Source organism: Streptomyces sp. P17 (assembly GCF_032436805.1).
GTDB lineage: Bacteria > Actinomycetota > Actinomycetes > Streptomycetales > Streptomycetaceae > Streptomyces.
This window is the reverse complement of record NZ_JAVRBF010001385.1, coordinates 1-242: the sequence shown is the minus strand read 5'-3', so window position 1 is coordinate 242 and position 242 is coordinate 1. Positions and strand designations below refer to the sequence as shown.

Genomic DNA, 242 nt, shown 5'->3' with positions numbered 1-242 from the left:
CTTAAATTGTTCTAGCAATCTTGACGCTTGGCGTTGCTCGCGTTGTTTAATACTGTCGCGGGTAAATACTGCACCAAAGGCATAGGCATCATCGGTTAAGCCACCGGCACGCTTAATGACGTCTGATAATTTTTCACCTTTTAACACTTGATACGTACCAGGGAAACGCACCTCGCCTTGTACATTAACCAAGCGGACTTGTGACCAATCGGGAATACTGAAAATATTTAACCGGTCACGAC

General features: G+C 45.0%; 1 protein-coding gene. It reads right to left on the bottom strand.

Translation table 11 applies throughout. The annotated features are described in order from the left end of the window. Window positions 1-242, bottom strand: a 242-nt coding sequence (locus RMT89_RS45070; RefSeq protein WP_315889540.1) for an SLBB domain-containing protein, incomplete at both ends; no start/stop codon positions are given.